Source organism: Curtobacterium sp. MCBD17_003 (assembly GCF_003234885.2).
GTDB lineage: Bacteria > Actinomycetota > Actinomycetes > Actinomycetales > Microbacteriaceae > Curtobacterium.
In genome coordinates this window covers 879,676-895,545 of sequence record NZ_CP126275.1, presented here as the reverse complement: position 1 = coordinate 895,545, position 15,870 = coordinate 879,676, and the positions used below count along the sequence as shown (strand labels likewise).

General features: G+C 73.3%; 13 protein-coding genes and 1 tRNA gene. 3 read left to right on the top strand and 11 right to left on the bottom strand.

Translation table 11 applies throughout. The features are described from left to right. Nucleotides 1–348: 348 nt before the first annotated feature. Nucleotides 349–1,581, bottom strand: a complete 1,233-nt coding sequence (locus DEI88_RS04400) for a phosphotransferase enzyme family protein (RefSeq protein ID WP_111072336.1) — start codon at nucleotides 1,579–1,581, stop codon at nucleotides 349–351. An 82-nt stretch (nucleotides 1,582–1,663) separates the two neighbouring features. Here DEI88_RS04400 and DEI88_RS04395 point away from each other — a divergent pair, with 82 nt between their 5' ends. Then, nucleotides 1,664–2,695, top strand: coding sequence for an FUSC family protein (locus tag DEI88_RS04395; protein WP_111072337.1), 1,032 nt, complete (start codon nucleotides 1,664–1,666; stop codon nucleotides 2,693–2,695). 21 nt (nucleotides 2,696–2,716) lie between these two features. Here DEI88_RS04395 and DEI88_RS04390 read toward each other — a convergent pair whose 3' ends face one another. Further along, on the bottom strand, nucleotides 2,717–3,136 hold the full coding sequence (locus tag DEI88_RS04390; RefSeq protein WP_146246084.1) for a hypothetical protein: 420 nt from the start codon (nucleotides 3,134–3,136) through the stop codon (nucleotides 2,717–2,719). Nucleotides 3,137–3,436: 300 nt separating this feature from the next. Between DEI88_RS04390 and DEI88_RS04385 the strand changes: the two genes are divergently transcribed. Both DEI88_RS04385 and DEI88_RS04380 read left to right on the top strand, forming a co-directional pair. After that, a complete protein-coding gene (locus DEI88_RS04385; protein ID WP_111013936.1) occupies nucleotides 3,437–4,114 on the top strand; it encodes a response regulator transcription factor in 678 nt (225 codons plus the stop codon). Between the two features lie 16 nt (nucleotides 4,115–4,130). After that, complete coding sequence (locus DEI88_RS04380) at nucleotides 4,131–5,558, top strand: sensor histidine kinase (RefSeq protein ID WP_111011060.1); 1,428 nt, start codon at nucleotides 4,131–4,133, stop codon at nucleotides 5,556–5,558. 38 nt (nucleotides 5,559–5,596) lie between these two features. Here DEI88_RS04380 and DEI88_RS04375 read toward each other — a convergent pair whose 3' ends face one another. From DEI88_RS04375 to nadD, 9 genes are all read right to left on the bottom strand, one after another. Next, nucleotides 5,597–9,034 carry an error-prone DNA polymerase gene (locus DEI88_RS04375; RefSeq protein ID WP_111072380.1) on the bottom strand — a complete coding sequence of 1,146 codons (3,438 nt, stop codon included), beginning with the start codon at nucleotides 9,032–9,034 and terminating at the stop codon, nucleotides 5,597–5,599. Then, entirely contained in the window at nucleotides 9,034–10,647 is a 1,614-nt protein-coding gene (locus tag DEI88_RS04370; protein WP_349775209.1) for a DNA polymerase Y family protein, read from the bottom strand. Before DEI88_RS04370 ends, DEI88_RS04375 begins: the two co-directional genes overlap by 1 nt. After that, nucleotides 10,644–11,390, bottom strand: coding sequence for a DnaE2-dependent mutagenesis accessory factor ImuA' (imuA', locus tag DEI88_RS04365; protein WP_181434917.1), 747 nt, complete (start codon nucleotides 11,388–11,390; stop codon nucleotides 10,644–10,646). The genes DEI88_RS04370 and imuA' overlap by 4 nt, the downstream gene beginning before the upstream one ends. Nucleotides 11,391–11,580: 190 nt before the next feature. Further along, nucleotides 11,581–11,913 carry a hypothetical protein gene (locus DEI88_RS04360; protein WP_111072339.1) on the bottom strand — a complete coding sequence of 111 codons (333 nt, stop codon included), beginning with the start codon at nucleotides 11,911–11,913 and terminating at the stop codon, nucleotides 11,581–11,583. A 73-nt stretch (nucleotides 11,914–11,986) separates the two neighbouring features. Then, on the bottom strand, nucleotides 11,987–12,946 hold the full coding sequence (locus tag DEI88_RS04355) for an aldose 1-epimerase family protein (RefSeq protein WP_111013901.1): 960 nt from the start codon (nucleotides 12,944–12,946) through the stop codon (nucleotides 11,987–11,989). 104 nt (nucleotides 12,947–13,050) lie between these two features. Beyond that, nucleotides 13,051–13,126, bottom strand: a tRNA-Ala gene (locus DEI88_RS04350). 69 nt (nucleotides 13,127–13,195) lie between these two features. Further along, nucleotides 13,196–13,564, bottom strand: a complete 369-nt coding sequence (gene rsfS, locus DEI88_RS04345) for a ribosome silencing factor (RefSeq protein WP_111011057.1) — start codon at nucleotides 13,562–13,564, stop codon at nucleotides 13,196–13,198. A gap of 129 nt (nucleotides 13,565–13,693) precedes the next feature. Beyond that, on the bottom strand, nucleotides 13,694–15,274 hold the full coding sequence (locus DEI88_RS04340) for a hypothetical protein (RefSeq protein WP_111072340.1): 1,581 nt from the start codon (nucleotides 15,272–15,274) through the stop codon (nucleotides 13,694–13,696). Then, nucleotides 15,271–15,870: a nicotinate-nucleotide adenylyltransferase gene (nadD, locus tag DEI88_RS04335; protein WP_111011055.1), complete on the bottom strand. Its 600-nt coding sequence runs from the start codon at nucleotides 15,868–15,870 to the stop codon at nucleotides 15,271–15,273. The genes DEI88_RS04340 and nadD overlap by 4 nt, the downstream gene beginning before the upstream one ends.

Genomic DNA, 15,870 nt, shown 5'->3' with positions numbered 1-15,870 from the left:
GTGTCCGCCGGTACGTCTCGTGACGGACCGCGCGCGGCCGTCGTTCCGGACACCCGTGCGACACGACCGGACGTGGCCCGGGGCGAGCCTGTTCGACGCGCCGGGCCGGTACCGATCAGGAGACCGGGTGGGTGCCCCTCCATGAACTGTCACACGCTCGCGACGCCGCACGGATGTCGGGTCACCGCCGTCGCGTCCCGACTCCGGGGGGCCGGGACACGTGACCGCCCCCGGAACCGGGTGGGCCGCCCCCGGAATCGGGACGGCGTGCGGCGCACGGCGCGTGCGCAACCAGTCTAGTGCACCGCGCCTCCCCCGCACCATGTGGGACGTCCGGGAGGCCCCGCCTCAGGACCCGCGACCGGGTGCGGACCGTGGCCGCAGACCGGGCGCCGGGGCGGGCAGCGTCGCCGCCGGTGCGGCGAGCGCGGCACGGGTCGCGGCGAGGAGCTGCTCCGCCGTCGCGATCCCGTTCGCCGATCCGGTCGTCGCCTGGCCACCGGCATGGGCGAGGAGTTGCGAGCCGATGGCGGGTCCGATGCGCTCGGCGCCGTCCGGGTTGCGTCGCACCCAGTCCCGCGCGATCGCGTCGGCGAGCCGTTCGGCGGCGGCGCCCCGGTCGGCGTCCCCGCGCGACCGGTGCCAGAGGCCCGTGACGACGAGGTGTGCGACGACGGCGCCGACGTCCCGGACCGGGTGCCCCCACCCGGCGGTGTCGATGTCGAGCAGGCCAGAGATCCGCCACGGCTCATGCTCGTCGACGAAGATCTGCTCGAGGTGCAGGTCACCGTGCACCACCTGACGGTCGGACGTCGACCACCCGATCGAGCGCCGCCCGATCGCGTCGTACAGCCGGTCGATCTCCTCGGCCTCCCTCGGCAGCGCGGACACGAGTGTGCGCCGGTGCCAGTCCGCGTGGTCCATCGCGTCCGCACGCGCCTGCTGCGTCAGCCGGACCGTGGCGATCCGGCCGGTCAGTGCGGCGAGCGACGCGATGAACCGGGGATCGTCCGCGATCTCGAGGATGCGACTGCCCGCGGGGACGCCTCGGACGCGCTCGAGCACGAGCAGACCGTCACCGCGGGACGACAGCACGCGCGGCACGGGGAGTCCGGCCGCCACGAACTGCTCGTGCGTCCGGACGATCGGGGTGACGCGGTGTGGTCGCACGACCTTGAGGAACACCGTGCCCTGGGGCGAGTCGACGCGGACCACCGCGCGTTTGCCGGGTCGGTACGCCGCGACCGTGAGCGTCGGTGCGGTGACCGGCATGCCCGCGGCGGTCAACAGCTCCGCCACCGCGTCCCGGTAGGTCACGTGCGGCAACACCGGGAGGCCCGGGTCGTTCGGGTAGGCCCACACCGACACGGCGTCGCCGGTCACGGGGTCGAGCACGACGGCGGAGTGCTGGTCGTGGCCGCCGCCCGTGTCGACGTAGGTGAGCACCGTCGCCCGTGCCCCGGCGGCGTCGACGGTGTCGACCTCGTAGCCGTACAGGTAGCCGTTGCCCGACGGCTCGACCGAGTGTGCGCGCGCGGACAGCACCGTCGTCCCCGAACCGGCGAACGCCTCGGGGAGCACGCGATCATGGTCGGGCCACACGCGCCCAGTCAACCGTGTCCCGCATCGATACGCCGGGAGCGGCGCTCGGTAGCCTCGGACCGTGAACCCCGTCGCGCGTCTCCGTCAGGCGACGCGGACGCCGTTCCTGCAGGTCGTCAAGACCGCGGTCGCGACGATCGCCGCCTGGGTGCTCTGCACGGCGCTGCTCGACTCGGAGTACCCGATCTTCGCCGCGATCGCCGCGCTGCTCGTCGTGCAGCCGAGCGTCAACCAGTCGTTCGTCCGCGGCCTGGAACGCAGCGCCGGAGTGGTGCTCGGCGTGCTGCTCGCCACCGCGCTCCACCTGCTGCTCGGTGACAACACGTGGATCGTGCTGCTCGTGATCGTCCTGGCGATCCTCCTGGCGTGGACGCTCCGGCTCACGCCCGGTTCGTCGACGCAGATCCCGATCAGCGCGATGCTCGTCCTGTCGACCGGCGCGACCACGCCGCACTACGCCGTCGACCGGATCATCGAGACCGTCATCGGCGCCCTCGTCGCCCTCGCCGTGAACGCGCTCATCGTGCCGCCCGTGCTGCTCCAGCCCGCGCACCTGGCGGTCGCCCGTCTCGCGCGGGACACCGCATCGGCGTTCGAGCGCATCGCCGTGGGACTCACCGAGGGCCGGGACCGCACCGGGTGGGAGGCCGACCTCGTCACCGCGCGGACGCTGCGGCAGGCGCAGGCCCGCTCCGACGCCGCGCTGGCCGCCGCGCGGGAGAGCCTGACGATGAACCCGCGCGGCGGGCACCACCGGACGATCCTCGAGCGCGACATGGAGATCGCCGGGCACCTCGCCGTGATCGTCACCCGCGTGATCGGGATGACCCGGGCGATCCGGGACAACGTCGCGCCCGACCTCGTCGAGGACCGCGCGATCGGCCGCATCGCCACCGAGGTCGCACGGATCGCCGCCGAGGTCCGGGCCTTCGCCGCTGCCGATCAGCGGCCGATCGCCGAGGATCCCGCCTCGCCGACACTGACCGCCCCGGTCGTCGTGCTCCGGCCGAACGAGGACCACTGGATCCTCATCGGGTCGTTGCTCGAGGACATCCGCCGCGTGCGCGAGGAACTCCTCGGCGAGGGGGCCTGACCCGACGCCGCGACGGCCCGGTCAGCGCAGCGGGTCCGCGCACCGCTCCGAGCAGGTCGCCGTCGCGGTCGCCGCGGCGAGCGTCGTGCGGATGAGCTCGTCCCACGCGTCCCCGACGGCCGCGTCGGCCACCGGGTCGCTGTGATGGCGCGCCGCCGCCCGGATCTCCGCGAGCGCCGCGACCGCGTCGCCGCGCCCCGCTCGGCCCGCGACGTCCGGGAGGCCCGCCCGCAGGTCCGCGAGCGCCCGCGCCCGGTGCGGCGCCGCGAGTTCCTGGAGCCCCGTCATCACCCGCCACGCCGCACGCAGTTCGAGTCGTAATCGGCGCACCGCCGGGTGGAGGGCCTCCCCCCACCCGTCGTCCACGAGTCGGTCGCCGGCGAACCGGTCGTCGACACGCTCGTCCTCCGTCGGCCCCACCGACGCTTCGTCCCCCGTCACCACGGCCCCCGTCTCCTGCTCCCCCGTCGCACCCCGGGGTGCGACGTCGACGGCGCCGAGCGCACGTCGTCGCCGCAGCGTAGCAACGTGCGGACGCTGCGTGCGCGATGTGTGCCCGAGGATGTGCCGACCGGTCGCCCGACGATGCGCGGAGTGGACGTGGCGGACGCGGATCGGGCCTCCCGGCCGTCCACCGGCGCGGCGGCCCGCACCGACGCTGTGACGAGATTCAGCGACACCACGGGGAACGCCGCACGCCCCGCAGCGCGGAGTGCCACGATGGCCCGAGGAGGTCAGGACATGCGGCTGCTGGTGGTGGAGGACGACGACGAGATGCGCGCGCTCCTCGAACGGGGACTCGCGGCCGAGGGCTACCGGGTCACCGCCGTCGAGAACGGCGTGGAGGCGCTCATCGCGCTCGGCGAGCAGGCGTACGACCTCGCCGTGGTCGACGTCATGATGCCCGGCATGTCCGGCTTCGAGCTGAGCCGCCGCATCCGCGAGCGCGAGGACCCGATGCGGATCCTCCTCGTCACCGCGCGGGACGCCGTCGACGACCGCGTGTACGGCCTCGACTCCGGTGCCGACGACTACCTCACGAAGCCGTTCGCGTTCGCCGAGCTCACCGCGCGCCTGCGGGCCCTCGGCCGGCGCGAGGCGGCTGGTGCACCTCGGACCATCGAGGTCGCCGACGTCGCCATCGACTCCGAGGCACGACGCGTCGTCGTGCAGGGCCAACGCGTGGCGATGAGCCCGACCGAGTTCGCGCTCCTCCGGCTGCTCGCCCGCTCCGCCGGGAGCGTGGTGGACCGGCCCAAGATCCTCGAGGAGGTCTGGGACGGCAGCCAGCACGTCGACCCGAACGTCGTCGAGCAGTACATCTCGTACCTCCGCAAGAAGCTCTCCGCGCACGACGCGTCGGTCGCCATCACGACCGTGCGCGGTCGCGGGTACCGCCTCGACAGCGTCGGGGCCTGAACCGGTCCTCCCCGCCGTGTTCCGGCCGCTCCGTCTGCTGTCGCTCCGCGCACGGATCACCATCGGCAGCACCGCGATCGCGGCCATCGTCATCGTCCTGCTCGTCGTCGTCGTCCGGCTCCAGGTGATCTCCGTCGTCGCGAGCGCCACCACGACCCTGCTCGTCGCCGACGCGGACCCCTACATCGCCGCGCTCGAGGTCGACAGCTCGCCCGACCTCGGGAGTCCCGGCAACGGTCAGCTGGTCGCCGTCGTGTCGCCGACCGGGCAGCTCGAGTTGACGACGATGCCACGGAGCTTCGAACACGAGATCCGATCCCTGTCCACCGCGAGCGCCCGGACCTCGTCGATCACCGTCGACCGCTCGGAGTACCGCGTTGTCGTCGAGCACGTCACGAACGACGCCGGCCGGTGGACGGTCGTCGCCGCCCGCAACGCGCAGTCCGAGCGCATCGTCGTGGACGACCTCACCGAGACGCTCGGCGTGCTCGGGCTCGTGATCCTCGTGGCGTTCGGGATCGCGTCGTGGATCCTGGCGACCGTGGCGCTCCGGCCCGTCGCCCAGATGCGCCGCGAGGCCGAACGGCTCCGGGGCACAACCGACCGGGCCGAGCTCCCCGTCGGTCCCGCGCAGGACGAGCTGTCCTCGCTCGCGACGACGCTCAACGCGTTCCTCGCCCGGACCCGGCAGGCCACGGAACGGGAACGGCAGATGGTCTCGGACGCGAGCCACGAACTCCGGACGCCGCTGGCGATCCTGACGACGCAGCTCGACCTCGCGTCGCTCGACACCGGCGACGCCGACGCGCTCGCGGGACACATCGACCGCGCCAAGCAGAACGTTGCGCGGCTGTCCCGGCTCGCGAACGACCTGCTCACGCTGTCCCGCGTCGAGGAGACCGAGGCCCAGGCCGACGAGGTGGCGCGCACGACGAGCTGGACGGACCTCGGCGACGAGGTCATGTCCGCCGTCGACCGCGTCCGGCTCATCGCGGGTGCCAAGGACATCACCGTCGACTTCGAGCTCGAACCCCCGATCGCCGTCGGCGGGTCCGGGCCGGGCATCGGCGGCGGCACCGTCGAACCGCGCTACCGGCTCGACACGAGCGGCATGGCGCAGCTCGTCACGAACATCGCGGGCAACGCCGTCGCCGCGCTCGAACCCGGGGGCGGCATCGTCGTCACCTGGCGTGCGGAGGCAGGGCAGGGCGTGCTCCAGGTCACCGACGACGGGCCAGGCGTCCCGGACGCGTTCGTCCCCGTCGCGTTCGACCGCTTCACCCGCCCCGACGCCGCCCGACGGTCCGTGCATCCCTCGCCCGGCGGCTCGGGCCTCGGACTCGCGATCGTCCGCGCCATCGCCGAGCGCGCAGGAGGCACGGCGAGCCTCCGCAACGTCCGGTCCGGCGGCCTCGAGGTGACGGTGCGGGTCCCCGCGGTCTGACCCCGCCCGGCTCGCCCCTCCCCCTGCTCGCCGCCCGGTCAGTGGAAGTCGCGGGAGCGCGTCCGGACCGCGAGCGGCAACCGTTCCATGTGGTCCGCGACGACGTTCACCACACCGTCGGGTGACCGCTCGAGGATCCCCCGCACGACGAGCGCCGGTGCCTCGCGGGCGACCCGACGGAACCGTGTCCACACGCCGACGCTGCAGATCACGTTCACGAGGCCGGTCTCGTCCTCGACGTTCATGAAGGTGATCCCGGATGCCGTGGCGGGACGCTGTCGATGCGTCACGACCCCGCCGACCTCGATCCGCCGCCCGGTCTCGGCCGTCATGAGCTCCGCGACGCTGAGCACGCGCCGCCGGGCGAGATCCTGCCGCACGTGCCGGATCGGGTGGTCGTCCGGTGACAGCCCCGTCGACCAGATGTCCGCGATCAAGGCGTCACCGTCGGTGAGCTGCCCGAACAGCGGTGGCTGCACGACCACCTGCGTGTCGGGGAGCTGGTCCGGGCGTTCCGCCGCGGCCTGCGCAGCCGACCACATGCCGCTGCGACGGTCGATGTCGAACGACGCGAACGCGTCCGCCGCGGCGAGCGCCTCGAGCTGCGCCGTGGTCAGCCCCACCCGCCGCGCCAGGTCGGACATGTCCCGGAACGGGCCGTTCGCCTCGCGCTCCGCGACGATCCGCTCCGCACTGCGTCGGCCGAGGGACGTGACCTCGACCAGGCCGAGACGGACCGCGAAGGCACCGTCGCGTCGGTGGTCGTCCGTGTCGAACGGTTCGCTCCGGTCGAACGGCCGGACGGGCTCCTGTTCCTGGGCCAGGCAGGTGTCCGAACCGGTCCGTGGCGGCAGCCCGTCGTCGCCGAGCGGTGCGTCGGGATCGAGGACCTCGAGTGTGGCGTCGACCCCCGACCGCAGGATGTCCGGGCGCCGCACCTGCACTCCGTGGCGTCGGGCGTCCGCGACGAGCGACTGCGGCGAGTAGAACCCCATCGGCTGCGCCCGGAGCAGTGCCGCCAGGAACGCGCCCGGGTAGTGCAACCGCATCCATGCACTCGCGTAGACGATGAGCGCGAAGCTGATCGAGTGGCTCTCCGCGAAGCCGAAGTTCGCGAACGCCTGGATCTTGGCGTAGATGGCGTCGGCGTCCTCGCCCTCGATGCCGTTCGAGGCCATGCCGCGGTAGAGCTTGTCGCGGAGCGCCTCGATCCGGACCAGCCCCCGCTTCGACCCCATGGCGCGGCGGAGCTGGTCGGCGTCCTCGCCCGAGCACCCGCCCACGGTCATCGCCATCTGCATCAGCTGCTCCTGGAACAGCGGCACCCCGAGGGTGCGCTCGAGCACCGGTTCGAGTGCCGGATGCAGGTAGGTGATCGGCTCCTCCCCGGTCCGCCGCCGGATGTAGGGGTGGACGGCACCGCCCTGGATCGGCCCGGGACGCACGAGCGCGACCTCGATCACGAGGTCGTAGAACCGCCGCGGTAACAGCCGCGGCAGGGTGCCCATCTGCGCCCGGGACTCGACCTGGAACACCCCGACGGTGTCGGCCCGGCACAGCTGGTCGTAGACGCCCTGCTCCTCTTTCGGCATGTCGTGCATGTCCCAGCGCTCACCGCAGTGGTCGGCCGCGAGGTCGAACGCGTACTGCAGCGCCGCGAGCATGCCGAGGCCGAGCATGTCGAACTTGACGAGCCCCATGAAGGCGCAGTCGTCCTTGTCCCACTGCAGGACCGTCCGGCCGTCCATGCGGGCGCGCTCGATGGGGACGACCTCGCCGACGGGTCGGTCGGTGAGCACCATGCCGCCCGAGTGGATGCCGAGGTGCCGGGGGAACCCGAGGACCTCGCGCGCGAGTCCGACGACCTCGTCCGGGATGTCGTGCTCCGTGCTCTCGGTGACCGACCCCCACCGTTCCACCTGCTTGGACCAGGCGTCCTGCTGTCCCGGGCTGTGCCCGAGCGCCTTCGCCATGTCGCGCACCGCGGCCTTCGGACGGTAGGTGATCACGTTCGCGACCTGCGCCGCGTTGAACCGGCCGTACTTGGCGTAGACGTACTGGATGACTTCTTCGCGGCGGTCGGAGTCGAAGTCGACGTCGATGTCGGGCTCTTCGTCGCGCATGCTCGAGAGGAACCGTTCGAACGGCAGCCCGTACCGGATCGAGTCGACCGCCGTGATCTCGAGCAGGTAGCAGACCGCCGAGTTCGCGGCGGACCCGCGGCCCTGGCAGAGGATCCCCCGACTGCGCGCGTACTGCACGAGATCCCGCACGATCAAGAAGTACCCGGGGAAGTCCTTCTCCTGTATCACGTGCAGCTCACGCTCGATGCGGTCACGCTTGACCGGGTCGACCCCGTCGGCCGAGCCCGGGTAGAACCGCCGGGCGCCCTGCCAGACGAGGTCGCGGAGCCACGACATGGGCGTGTGCCCGTCGGGCACGTCGAGGTCCGGGAGGCCCGGCGCGGCACTCCGCAACCGGAACGACAGGTCGTCGGCGAGCTCCACACTCCGCGCCACGGCGCCGGGGTACCGGGCGAACCGACGGCTCATCTCGGCCCCGGACCGCAGGTGCGCCGTGTCGGCGGCGGGGAGCCAGCCGTCGAGTTCGTCGAGGCTGCGGCGTGCCCGGACAGCCGCGAGCGCCGTGGCGACCCGGAACCGGTCCGGGGTGGCGTAGTGCACGTTCCCGGTGGCCACGACGGGCAACCGGAACCGCCCGGCCAGTCCGGCCAGGAGGTCGTTGCGGGCCGTGTCCATCGGGTCGCCCTGGTCGATGAGCTCGACGGTGACGTGCTCGCGCCCGAACCGGTCGAGCAGGTCCCGCAGTGCCCGCTCGGCGGCGTCCTCACCCCCGGTCTCGAGGGCGGCGCGGACGGTCCCCTTGCGGCACCCCGTGAGCACGTGCCAGGCGTCACCGGCCCGCTCTGCGAGGTCGTCGAGGTCGTACCGGGGCCGGCCCTTCTCCGCACCGGGCGACAGGTGTGCGCTCGTCATGGCGGCGGCCAGTCGGTGGTAGCCCGCTTGCCCGCGTGCGAGGACGAGCAGATGTGTGCCCTCGGGGTCGGCGACGCCGTTCTGCGGTTCGGACAGGCCGAGGGAGAGTTCCGCGCCGTACACCGTCCGGATGTCGGGGTGGGTCTCGGCGACCTCGGCCATCCGCGCCGCCCCGTAGAGGCCGTCGTGGTCGGTGAGTGCGAGGCCGTGCAGGTGCAGGCGTGCGGCTTCCTCGAACAGGTGCTCCGGTGGGCTCGCACCGTCGAGGAAGCTGAAGGTCGAGTGCGCGTGCAGCTCCGCGTACGGCACCGTCAGGCCGTCGTCCACGATCGAGGCCGGCGCCGGTGTGTACGGGACGCGTTTGCGCGACCACGCCGGGCTGTCACCGCCGTCACCGGGAGGCGCTGCCCCGGGACTGCGCTTGTCCGACAGCGCACGCTCGAACTCCGACCACGGGATCGGTGGGTTGTTGTACCCCATCAGGTCGCCACCGCCTCGGCCCACCACCGGCCGTTCGCCAGGACGACGGTCCATGCGCGCCCCTCGGCGTCGACGAGCTGCATCCGGTGCAGGCGGCGACCCCCGGCCTCCCACCAGCGCACGACGAGCGGCCATGGCCCCGCCCATGCGGTCACCGCACTGAAGCGTCCGCCCCGGTCCCCCTCGGCGCGGAACCGGTCCGGCTCACCGGTCAGGGTGCTGCGCCCGTCGACGTCGACCGGGGTGCCGTCGGCGGCGACGACGTCCACGGGCCGAGGACGGTCGAGGACCGTCGCGGGTGCGGGCCCGGGCAGCCGACCGGGCCACGGGCGTGCACGGGCGACCGCGACCGCGCGCTCACCCCCTGCCGGGGTGTCCCCCCACGGCACGAACAGCGTGCGCTCCGCCAGGGTCCGACCGCCGGCGATGCGTGCCGTGACGACCCCGTCGTGTCCGACCATGCCCTGGATCCGGGCGAGGCCGTGGTGCACCCGCTCGTCCGGCCCGGAACCCCAGAGTCCACGCTCGTGGTTCGTGACCGCGTCGACCGCCTCGGCCTCGAGCCGGACGTGGGCGACGGGGGCCTCGAGCCCGGTGGGGTCCGTACCGCCCTGCAGCTGCCACCGCACGCGGTCGACGACGTCGGCGGGGTCGAACCACCGCGGATGGGCCCAGGTGCGGTCGAGGCAGACGCCACGGTCGTCGGTGATCTCGATGCGGATCGTCGTGGCCACGAGCTCCGCCGCACGGAGCCGCTCGGCGAAGGTGTCGGCGGACCGACGGAACGCGAACGCCACCTGGTCGGCACGGTCGAGCGGGGGTTCGAACGCGGCGTCGACGGTCAGGTCCGGTGGGACGTCGCGGGCGGTGACCGCACGTGGGTCACGGCCTCCGGCGAGCCGGTGCAGGAACGCACCCTCCGGCCCGAACCGGTCCCGCACCTGCTCGTCCGTGAGCTGCGCGAACGCACCGAGCGTCGTGATCCCGAGCCGCCCGAGCACCATCGTGAGGTCGTCGCGACCGAGGACCGACAACGGCAGCGGTGCCAGGAAGTCCGCCGACGCACCCTCGGGGACGATGCGGACCCGCTCGACATCGCGTGTCCGGGCACGTGCCGCCTGCTCCGCCGCGAACGGGGTGTCCGCGATGCCGACCCGCACGCCCGGCGCCCCGTGGTCGGCCGCGATGCCCGCGAGCGTCAGCGCTGCCGGGTGCTCCCCGCCGTAGTAGCGGGCCGGCCCCCGGGAGCGGATCGCGAGCGTCCCCGGACGCAGGACGTGCACGCCGGGCACGGCACCCTCGACCGCACGGATGACGGGCTCGAACGCCCGGTGGTCGAGGGCCTCGTCGTACTGCTGGACCACGAGCGTCGTGCACCGGGCCTGGGCCTCGCGGATGCGCAGCCCACGGAGGACGCCCTCGTGACGAGCGGCCGCGGAACAGGCGTACACGAGCCCCTTGGCCACGAGGGCGATCGGCCGCTCGGGGTCCGCCCCGGACGCCACCGCAGCGGCGAGGACGGGCCAGTCCGGGCACCACAGGACCATCGTGCGGGTGGGCGGGGCCTCGACGGGCGGACTCCCCGCCCCGAGGGCCACCGTTCCACCGGTCACGACGCCACCGCCACGGGACGCGCTCCCCGGTCTCCGCCGGCCGTCGTGACGACCACCGGGGACCGGGTACCGGTCGGATCACCGCTCGCGGTCGCCGACACCGACGGCTGGACCGTCCCGTCCGCTGCGGGGAGCAGGAGTTCGGCGCTGCGTGGGCGTCCAGCGCCGGCCCGAGTGGTCGCCACGACCGTTGCCCGCCGTTCCGACAGGTACCCGAACCCGCGTCCGATGCCCTGCCACGAGGAGTCGGTGACCCGGAGCGAGGCCTCGGCACCGGGCCAGCTGCCGAGCGCGACGAGGGCGGCACCCCGCTGCCGGAGCCGTGCCCCGAGGCGAGCGACGTCGCCCGGGGTGACGCGCCCGAGCGGTCGGGTCAGCACGATCGTCGCGACGTCGGCCAGCGCCGCGGTGACCGTCAGCCACTGGTCGCCCGGGTCGGGCACGAGCACGAGCCGCTCCAGGTCGATCCCGGCGGCCGCGGCGGCCTCGACCCCGAAGGACGGCACACCGACCACGGCGCACCATGCGCCGGACGCCGACGCCGCCTGGAGCATGGTCATCGCCAGCAGCACCGACTCGTGCACGCTGTAGGCCGCCCCCGACCGGAGTGCGCCACCCGGTAGGAGCGGCGCGAGCGCAGGCGACGTCGGGAGCGCACCGGTGTCGACCCGCGTGTCCTCCATGTCCGCGATCCGGGAGCGGAGGCTCGTGATGCGCTCCAGCGCCGCCCGCGCCTCGGCCACGTGGTCCGGTTGTCGGACCGCGCGTGCACCATGGGCACCGGGTGCCGGTGTCCGATCGCCCCGCTCTCCGAGGAGAGCCGCCGCCGTCTGCATCGCCCCATGTTCGAACATGTGTTCGATCATGTCAACCGGGTCCGACATCCGCTGTGGACGCCGGATCGTCGTCGGCACGACGGTGGACACGGCCCCGTTACCGGACGACGCCGAGGAGCACCCAGCCCCCACCGGTCCCGATGACGTCGACGACGACGCTCGGCGCGTCGGCGTCGAGCGGCGTGGCCTGGAACCGCCACAGCCCGGGAAGCCCGTCGTTCCGGGCATCCCGGGCACCGTCATCCCCGCCGCCCGGTCCGAAGTCCCACTCGTCCGGGCGGGCCCGCCACCGGGTCGGCCGGTCGGTCACGTGGTAGCGGACACCGTCCCACAGGAGATCTCGGGGCACGCCAGCCGCCGTCGTGCCCACCCGCACCACTCGCGCCTCGCGCACCGGCACCGCGACCACCGCCTCCCGATCATCGAACACGTGTTCGAATCGGCAGTGTATGTCGCTCGTCCACGACACGCCAACGGAGTCGCCGTGGCGCCTCCGCGCCCGGTCAGACCGCGGCGATCGTCCAGGAGGCCGTGGCCGACTCCCCCGGTTCGACGACCAGGAGGCCCCGCTCGGCTCCGGCGTTGAACGCATCCGGGGCGCAGGTCATCGGTTCGACCGCCAGGCCGACACGGTGGTACTCGGGCACGACGTGGTCTGCGGTGTGCACCTGCACCCAGGGGCACTCCGGGCCGAAGGTCATCCGCACGCCAGAGCCGTCGGCGGCGGTCACCCGCACGGTCGCCGTGCCGTCCCCGTCACGGTCGAACCCGGTGAAGGCATGGTCGATGAACCGCGAGCCGATCCGCTCCGGCACCCGGAGGTCGAACACACCGTCGTCGACGTCCGCCACCGGGGACAACGCCGTCGGGACCAGTCGGTCCGGCGTCACCTCGAGCACCTGCTGCGCCGGCAGGTGCAGGGTCCAGTCGTCGACGTGCCCGGGGCCTGCGACGAGGTACGGGTGCGGCCCGGTCCCCCAGGGCGCCGCGTCGGGGCCGGTGTTCGTCCCCGTGATCGTCGTGTGCAGGCCCTGCTCGTCGACCTGGTGGGTGACCGCGACCTCGACCCGGAACGGGTACCCGAGCTGCGCGGGGATGGTGGTGGTGAGGACCACCCGGTCGTCGGCCCGTTCAGCCACGGCGAAGTCGGCCCACGCGACGAGGCCGTGCAACGCGTGGCCACGCTCCGGCTCGGACAGGGCGAGCAGGTGGTCCTGCCCCGCGAACGAGTACCGGCCGTCCACGACGCGGTTGGGCCACGGCGCGAGCACGGCGCCGCGGAACACCGGACGGACCTCGTCCGCGTCGAACGGCACGACGAGGTCACGGCCGTCGTACCGGAGGCTCCGGAGCGTCGCCCCGATCGACGCGATCGTGGCCGTGTACGGCCCCGCGCTGATCGAGCATTCGGTCCCCGACAGGGGCTGACTGGAGGTGTCCGCGGTGCGCGGCGATGCGCTCATGCCGACCAGGCTATCGGTGTCCCGCCGAACCGCCGGCCGAGATCTCGACCAGCGACGGCCCGCTCAACGACGAAGGCCCCGCCGGAGCGGGGCCTTCGTCGTGATGGTGGATCTGAGGGGACTCGAACCCCTGACCCCCTGCATGCCATGCAGGTGCGCTACCAGCTGCGCCACAGACCCAGGTCGGTTGCCCCCGCGCGGAAGCAACCAGTCAAGCGTACACCATCTGCGAGGGCCGCCCGACCACGGTCAGTGGGTGACGGGGACCTCGAGCGGGATGCTCGGGCAGTCGGACCACAGGCGCTCGAGCGAGTAGTACTGCCGGTCCTCGTCGTGGAAGACGTGCACGACGACGTCGCCGAAGTCCAGGAGGACCCATCGACCCTCGCTCCGCCCCTCGCGCCGGAGCGGCTTGGCGCCGGCCTGGAGCATGCGGTCCTCGACCTCGTCCGCGATGGCGAGGACGTTGCGCTCGTTCCGGCCACTCGCCAGGAGGAACACGTCGGTCAGTGGGAGCGGACCCGTCACGTCGAGGGCGACGAGGTCCTCGGCCTGCTTGTCGTCCGCCGCGGCGGCAGCGATCTGGGTGAGTTCGAGGGCTCGGGGGGAAGCGGTCACGGATTCCTTCGGTCGTTCGACGCCGGGTAGGGGTCGATGCCGTCGATCATAAGCGACACCCACGACACGGACCAGCCTGGAGGCCCGAACCGGCCACCGCGGAGAGCGAACGAACGCCGGCGGGTCGCCTCAGAAGACGCCGAGCGAGAACATCGCCAGGACGACGACGATGACCCCGGCCACCCCGACCCCTGCAGCGGAGTACGCCAACGCGGTCGGGACCTTCGACTGCTTCGGCTTCGCCGCGGCCAGCACGACCGCACGGGTCGACGTGTGGCTCGACACCGCACGGCTCGCCCGGACGGGGACCGCGTCGTTCGTCGCGGTCTCGGCGTCGTGCTGCTCGAGCAGCCGATCGACCTCGACGCCGTCGATGTGTGGCGTGTGCGCTCCGGTGGCGGCGAGGGTCTTCGGCAGGTCGATCGACCCGGTGATGATGACCTCGCCCGTGGCGTTGAGGGCACCCGTGACGTCGCTGAGCGCCGAGTTCGGCAGGATCAGCGCGTTCGTCTGCGTCTGCGTCGCCCGCGACTGCCCGGTCTGGGGATCGTGCAGGTGCTCGTCCGCGGCCTCGGCCTGGCGGGACCAGTGGCCGGTCGGCGTCGCGATGGTGCCGGTCGTGGCCGGCGGCTCCGGGGCCGCTCCCCCACGCGCGGCAGCGGGACGGGCCCGACCCGCCGAAGCGGGTGACGCCGGACGCCGTTCTTCCGTGCGAGCGTCGGCCGCGGTGGGCGATCCGGCCGCGTCCGAGAGGTCGAGGGGGAACACGTTCGGCGTCGAGGCCGCCGGGAGGGCCGGGTCGAGCACGTCGTCGGTGCTCGCGTCGATGCCCTCGGCGGCACCGGACGCGGACCACGGGCGCGCTGCCCCGGCGTCACGGGCATCCGGGACGTCACCGGCACCTCGCGCAGCGCGGTCGCCACGCGCAGCCTCGTCGTCATGCACCGCATCGGCGTCCCCGGCCGGGACGATGTCGACGATCGGCTCGGCCTCGGGGAGCGGGGCGTCCGGCTCCGGTGCCGGCGGCGCCCAGGTCGACCGGTGCACCCGCGGCTCGTCGCTGTGGGCGACGGCGTCCGAGAGCGGCTCGATGGCGTCGGGCGAACCGTCCGCCTCGGTCGCCTGGTGGAGGACCGCGGCGTCCGGCGCGGGCTCGTCGTGCTCCGCGGCGATGCGCTGGCCCTCGAGCGCGGCGACGTCGCCGAGGACGTCCGCCACGGTGCGGTCGGACGACTGGGGTGACGGCGTCCGGAGCGGGACGGGTGCCTGGTCACGGTGCTGCTCGGCCTCACGCAGGGCGCGGAGCTGACGCCGCGTCATGCCGGTGCCGGGGACGATCTCGGTGGCCGATGCGGGCGGGGCGGCATCGTCGGCGCGGGACGGTTGGACGGCCGCGCGCTGCGTGGGCTCCGCGGCGCCCTGATCGGCGACACCACCCCGCGCCGGCACCGCGGCGGCCTGTGCTGGTGCCGACGCGGCGGGAGCGACGTGCGAACCCGGACGCCGGCGCGGCAGGTCGGTCGGGGCGGCGGGCGGTGCCGAGGGCACCGCGACGCTGCGCGGGCCATCGGATGCGGACGCGACGGATGCGGGAACGCCGGCGGCCACGGCGGCCTCCGGCGTCACGGGCTGAGCACCGGTCTCGGCGGCACGCTCGCGCTCTCGGGCCTGACGCCGCGTGAGGGGCGGCTGCGAGTCGGACGAACTCATGCGACGCTCCGATACAGATGGTGCTTGGTGATGTACTGGACGACGCCGTCCGGGACCAAGTACCACACGGGATGTCCTCGGCCCACGCGGCTTCGGCAGTCGGTCGACGAGATCGCCAGTGCCGGTACCTCGAGCAAGCTTACGTCCCGCTCCGGCAATCCGGTGACGGTCAGGTCATGTCCCGGCCGAGTCACAGCAACGAAGTGGGCGAGGTCCCAGAGCTCGGAGTGGTCCTTCCAGTCGAGGATCTGGGCCACGGCGTCGGCGCCCGAGATGAACACGAACTGGGCGTCCGGTCGTTGGTCGCGGAGGTCACGGAGGGTGTCGATCGTGTACGTGGGGCCGGGGCGGTCGATGTCGACACGGCTCACCGTGAACATCGGGTTCGACGCGGTGGCGATCACCGTCATGAGGTACCGGTGCTCCGCGTCGGACACGTCGGACTTCATGTACGGCTGGCCGGTCGGGACGAACACGACCTCGTCGAGGCCGAACGAGGACGCGACCTCGCTCGCTGCCACGAGGTGACCATGGTGGATCGGGTCGAACGTGCCGCCCATCACACCGATGCGCGGCCGACCGGTGCTCTCGAGCAT

What these genes read in the sequence shown, in the direction of transcription:
- DEI88_RS04385 (WP_111013936.1), top strand. Translation starts at nt 3,437, where the DNA reads ATGCGGCTGCTGGTGGTGGAGGACGACGACGAGATGCGCGCGCTCCTC.
- DEI88_RS04355 (WP_111013901.1), bottom strand. Translation starts at nt 12,946, where the DNA reads ATGAGCGCATCGCCGCGCACCGCGGACACCTCCAGTCAGCCCCTGTCG.
- DEI88_RS04375 (WP_111072380.1), bottom strand. Translation starts at nt 9,034, where the DNA reads ATGGGGTACAACAACCCACCGATCCCGTGGTCGGAGTTCGAGCGTGCG.
- DEI88_RS04340 (WP_111072340.1), bottom strand. Translation starts at nt 15,274, where the DNA reads ATGAGTTCGTCCGACTCGCAGCCGCCCCTCACGCGGCGTCAGGCCCGA.
- nadD (WP_111011055.1), bottom strand. Translation starts at nt 15,870, where the DNA reads ATGCTCGAGAGCACCGGTCGGCCGCGCATCGGTGTGATGGGCGGCACG.